The organism is Roseateles sp., from assembly GCF_031397715.1.
Lineage (GTDB): Bacteria > Pseudomonadota > Gammaproteobacteria > Burkholderiales > Burkholderiaceae_C > Paucibacter_A.
The window spans coordinates 1-4,310 of the sequence record NZ_JANNMI010000191.1 but is presented as its reverse complement, the minus strand read 5'-3'; the positions used below and the strand labels follow the sequence as shown (position 1 = coordinate 4,310).

6 protein-coding genes are annotated in these 4,310 nt (G+C 64.1%); all 6 read left to right on the top strand.

Annotated elements, in window-relative coordinates:
• The first annotated feature begins 5 nt into the window (after positions 1-5).
• The 6 genes from RMO57_RS08150 to RMO57_RS08125 all read left to right on the top strand — a co-directional run bounded on the left by RMO57_RS08150 (position 6) and on the right by RMO57_RS08125 (position 4,306).
• Positions 6-980 (top strand): ABC transporter permease, encoded by a 975-nt coding sequence (locus RMO57_RS08150; RefSeq protein WP_310385698.1) that lies wholly within the window; start codon positions 6-8, stop codon positions 978-980.
• 29 nt (positions 981-1,009) lie between these two features.
• Complete coding sequence (nikC, locus tag RMO57_RS08145) at positions 1,010-1,888, top strand: nickel transporter permease (RefSeq protein WP_310385697.1); 879 nt, start codon at positions 1,010-1,012, stop codon at positions 1,886-1,888.
• Positions 1,885-2,730, top strand: a complete 846-nt coding sequence (locus RMO57_RS08140) for an ABC transporter ATP-binding protein (protein ID WP_310385696.1) — start codon at positions 1,885-1,887, stop codon at positions 2,728-2,730. Before nikC ends, RMO57_RS08140 begins: the two co-directional genes overlap by 4 nt.
• Positions 2,727-3,509: an ABC transporter ATP-binding protein gene (locus tag RMO57_RS08135; RefSeq protein WP_310385695.1), complete on the top strand. Its 783-nt coding sequence runs from the start codon at positions 2,727-2,729 to the stop codon at positions 3,507-3,509. The genes RMO57_RS08140 and RMO57_RS08135 overlap by 4 nt, the downstream gene beginning before the upstream one ends.
• Positions 3,510-3,524: 15 nt before the next feature.
• Complete coding sequence (locus RMO57_RS08130; protein ID WP_310385694.1) at positions 3,525-3,911, top strand: methylglyoxal synthase; 387 nt, start codon at positions 3,525-3,527, stop codon at positions 3,909-3,911.
• 227 nt (positions 3,912-4,138) lie between these two features.
• A complete protein-coding gene (locus tag RMO57_RS08125) occupies positions 4,139-4,306 on the top strand; it encodes a hypothetical protein (protein WP_310385693.1) in 168 nt (55 codons plus the stop codon).
• The last annotated feature ends 4 nt before the right edge of the window (positions 4,307-4,310 follow it).

Sequence of the window (4,310 nt, the reverse complement as noted above, 5' to 3'; positions counted from 1 at the left end):
TGCCGGTGGTCGCGCTGACCTATCTGGGTCTGTTGGCCGTGACCTTTTTCATCGGCCGGGTGGTGCCGGTGGACCCGGTCCTGGCGGTGCTGGGTGACCGCGCCACCGAGGATCAGATGGCGCAGATGCGCGAAGCGATGGGCCTGAACCAGCCGCTGTGGGAGCAGTTTGGCCGCTATGTCCTGAAGGTCGCGCAGGGCGATCTGGGCGTGTCGGTGCTGACGGCGCGGCCGGTGCTGGATGACATCATCCGCGTCTTCCCGGCCACCATCGAGTTGGCCACGATGGGCATCATCATTGGTGTCGGCGTGGGCGTGCCCCTGGGCGTGTGGGCAGCCGTGCGGCGCGGGCGCTTGGCCGATCAATTGGTGCGGGTGATGGGCTTGATCGGCTATTCGGTGCCGATTTTCTGGCTTGGGCTGATGGGCTTGGTGCTGTTTTACGCCAAGCTCGATTGGGTCAGCGGGCCCGGGCGGATCGGCATTGCCTTCGCTTACAGCGTGCCGACCGTGACCGGGCTGGTGCTGGTGGACAGTGCATTAGCGGGCGAGTGGCTGGCCTTCAGAAGCGCGCTGTCGCATCTGGCGCTGCCCGCTGGGTTGCTGGGTTATTTTTCGCTCGCTTACATCAGCCGCATGACGCGCAGTTTTATGTTGACGGAACTGAGCCAGGAGTACATCGTGGCCGCGCGCGCCAAGGGTTTGAGCGAGGCCACCATCATCTGGCGCCATGCGCTGCGCAATGCGGCCGTGCCCTTGGTGACGGTGATTGCGCTTTCGTATGCGGGCCTGCTGGAAGGCTCGGTGCTGACCGAAACCGTGTTCGCCTGGCCGGGCCTGGGCCTGTACATCACCAACTCGCTGCAAAACGCCGACATGAACGCGGTGCTGGGCGGCACGCTGGTGGTCGGCTCCGTCTTCATTGCTTTGAATCTGTTCTCTGATCTTATGTATCGTTTGCTGGACCCGCGCACAAGATGAGTGGCGCTTCATCTCTCCACAGTTGGTTGATGAGCGAGCAGCCCGGCTCGCGCCGGCAAGCCGCCTGGGGCCGCGCCTATGCGGGTTGGCGCGCCTTTGCGCGCAACCGCTTAGCGCTGTTGGGTCTGGCCATCGTGCTGGGCCTGGTGCTGGTGGCCGCCTTGGCGCCCTGGCTCGCACCTTACGCACCTAACGTCGGCGACCTGATGACCACGCGCCTGCTGCCGCCATCGGCCGACCATTGGCTGGGCACCGATGACCAGGGCCGCGACATCTTGTCGCGCATCTTGCATGGCTCGCGCATCACCTTGTTTGTGGTCACCTTGGTGGCGCTGCTGGCGGCACCGATTGGCTTGTTGGTCGGCACCGTGGCCGGCTATTTCGGCGGCGTGGTTGATGCCGTGCTGATGCGCGTGACCGATATCTTTTTGGCCTTTCCGCGCCTGATTCTGGCGCTGGCCTTTGTGGCGGCACTCGGCCCCGGCATCGAAAACGCGGTGCTGGCGATTGCCATCACCTCCTGGCCGGCCTATGCCCGCATCGCCCGCGCCGAAACGCTGACCATCCGCCATGCCGACTACATCGCCGCCGCGCAACTGCTGGGCGCCTCGCGCTGGCGGATTGTCTGGCGCCACATCACGCCGCTGTGCCTGCCTTCGGTGATCGTGCGCGTCACGCTGGACATGGCCGGCATCATTTTGACTGCCGCCGGCTTGGGTTTTTTGGGCCTGGGCGCGCAGCCGCCCAGCCCCGAGTGGGGCGCGATGATCGCCGCCGGCCGCCAATATGTGCTGGATCAATGGTGGGTGGCGGCGGGGCCAGGTCTTGCCATCTTCATCGTCAGCTTAGGTTTTAATCTGCTCGGCGATGGTTTGCGGGATGCACTTGACCCGAAGGCGGGCGAATGAGCGACTCGACAAATATGCTGGAAGTTGAAAACCTGCGGGTAGCGTTTCCGAATCGCGACGGCAGCTTCAGCGAAGCGGTGCGCGGCGTGTCGTTCCAACTCGGCCGCGAGCGCTTGGGGCTAGTCGGCGAGTCCGGTTCGGGCAAGTCGCAGACCGGCCGCGCTATTTTGGGTCTGTCGGCGCCCGAGGCGCGGGTCAGTGCCGATCGCCTGCGCTTCGGCGGCATGGACCTCCTGAGCTGCAGCCCGGCCGAGCGCCGCAGCCTGCGCGGCCGGAACATCGCGATGGTTTTGCAAGACCCGAAGTATTCGCTCAACCCGGTGATGCGCATTGGCGCGCAGATCGCCGAGACCTTGCTCGCGCATCAGCGTTGGCCCAAGGCGGAGGTGCGCAAACGTGTCATGCAGGCGCTGGCCGATGTGGCGATCGAAGACCCGGCGCGGGTGGCGCGGCTCTACCCGCACGAGGTGTCGGGCGGCATGGGGCAGCGGGTGATGATGGCGATGATGTTGATCGCCGAGCCACAGCTCTTGATTGCCGATGAGCCGACCTCGGCGCTGGACGTTACCGTGCAGCTGCAGGTGCTGGGCATTCTTGACAAGCTGGTCAGTCAACGCGGCATGGGCTTGATCTTCATCTCGCATGATCTGCGCTTGGTGGCCAGTTTTTGCGACCGTATCTTGGTGATGTATGCGGGCCGCGTGGTCGAGGAAATTGCAGCCACTCAGCTGCATGCGGCCCAACATCCCTACACCCAGGGCTTGTTGAACTGCCTACCGCGCTTGGGCGCACCTCGCCATCCGCTGCCGACTTTGCAGCGCCAGGAGGCATGGAAATCATGAGTGTGGGCTTGAAAGTCAGCGGCCTGCGGGTGCGTTTCGGCGGCTTCACCGCGGTGCATGAGTTGAGCCTGGCAGTCGCACCGGGTGAGAGTTTTGGTTTGGTCGGCGAGTCCGGCTCGGGCAAGTCCACCGTGCTGCGGGCGATTTGCGGCCTGGCGCCGCTGGCAGCCGGAACGGTCAAGTTGACCGGCGCGGGTGAGCTGCCCGCGCCCGGCAGCAAGGCCTTCAGGCGCGCGGTGCAGATGGTGTTTCAGGACCCTTATGGCTCACTCCACCCGCGCCAGACCGTCGACAGCATGTTGGCCGAGGCCTTGGCCATCCACGCGATTGGCGACGCCGAGCGGCGTATCGAAGCGGTGCTGGACGCGGTCGGTTTGGGGGCGGGCTTTCGATTTCGTTACCCGCACCAGCTCTCGGGCGGCCAGCGCCAACGGGTGGCGATCGCGCGGGCCTTGATTCTGGAGCCCAAGGTCTTGCTGCTGGACGAGCCGACCTCGGCGCTCGACGCCTCGGTGCAGGCGGAGGTCTTGAACCTGCTGGAGCGCCTGCGCGCCGAGCGTGGCCTGACGTTTTTGATGGTCAGCCATGACCTGGCCGTCGTCACCCATCTGTGTGAGCGGCTGATGGTGATGCGCCAAGGCGGCGAGGTCGAGAGCCTCAGCGCCGCCGATCTGGCCGAGCGGCGCGTGAGCGCCGACTACACCCGTCAGCTGATGCAGGCCTCGGCCGGCTTTGTGCGCGGCGCTTCTTCACCTTCTTTTTTTGACGCTGCGCTGTAACTGCTAATCTCTAAGATGAGGGGCATGATGAGACTCGCACTGATCGCCCACGACGGCAAAAAGAACGATATGGTGGCCTTGGCCGCCAAGCACCTGGGCCTGCTGCAGGCCTGCGGCCTGATGGCCACCGGCACCACCGGGCGCCGCTTGGTCGCGGAGTTGGGTCTGACGGTCGACTGCTTGCTCAGCGGCCCGCATGGCGGCGACCTGCAGATCGGCGCGCGCTTGGCGATGGGTGAGGTGGACGCGGTGATTTTTTTGCGCGACCCGATGACGCCGCAGCCGCATGAGCCCGATATCAATGCGCTGGTGCGCGCCTGCGACGTCCACAATGTGCCCTGCGCCACCAATTTGGCCGGTGCGGAGTTGATGCTGCAGGCCTGGGCGCGGCGGCTTGTGTAAAATGCTGGATTCTTTCCAACTCAGCCGTGTTGAGATTGGGTGCATGAAGCGACACAAGGTCTGAAAAGACCTGAAAACACCTCAAGCGCCCAACCGGGATGTCGGCTTTGCTTAGCTTCAATCAAAAAATGAGGCCTAAGTGAAAAGGGGTTGGTGAATTTTTGCTTTTAGCTTTGCTTTTAGTTTCGCTGTTAGCAGTCAATCAATCCTTTGTACTGGAGCCACTCATGGGCAACAAAATCATCACCGAAGCCGCTCGTCGTGCTACTCCCCGTCCTGCCGCTCCCGTTGGCGTGACCTTCACCGCCGGCCACGGCCAAAAGTCCAGCCTTGAGCGCGGTGTGCACACCCGCAGCAAGAAGAACCCGGGCAAGCGCCCAAGCAAGGGCGGCTGATCTT

What these genes read in the sequence shown, in the direction of transcription:
- nikC (WP_310385697.1), top strand. Translation starts at nt 1,010, where the DNA reads ATGAGCGAGCAGCCCGGCTCGCGCCGGCAAGCCGCCTGGGGCCGCGCC.
- RMO57_RS08140 (WP_310385696.1), top strand. Translation starts at nt 1,885, where the DNA reads ATGAGCGACTCGACAAATATGCTGGAAGTTGAAAACCTGCGGGTAGCG.
- RMO57_RS08135 (WP_310385695.1), top strand. Translation starts at nt 2,727, where the DNA reads ATGAGTGTGGGCTTGAAAGTCAGCGGCCTGCGGGTGCGTTTCGGCGGC.
- RMO57_RS08130 (WP_310385694.1), top strand. Translation starts at nt 3,525, where the DNA reads ATGAGGGGCATGATGAGACTCGCACTGATCGCCCACGACGGCAAAAAG.
- RMO57_RS08125 (WP_310385693.1), top strand. Translation starts at nt 4,139, where the DNA reads ATGGGCAACAAAATCATCACCGAAGCCGCTCGTCGTGCTACTCCCCGT.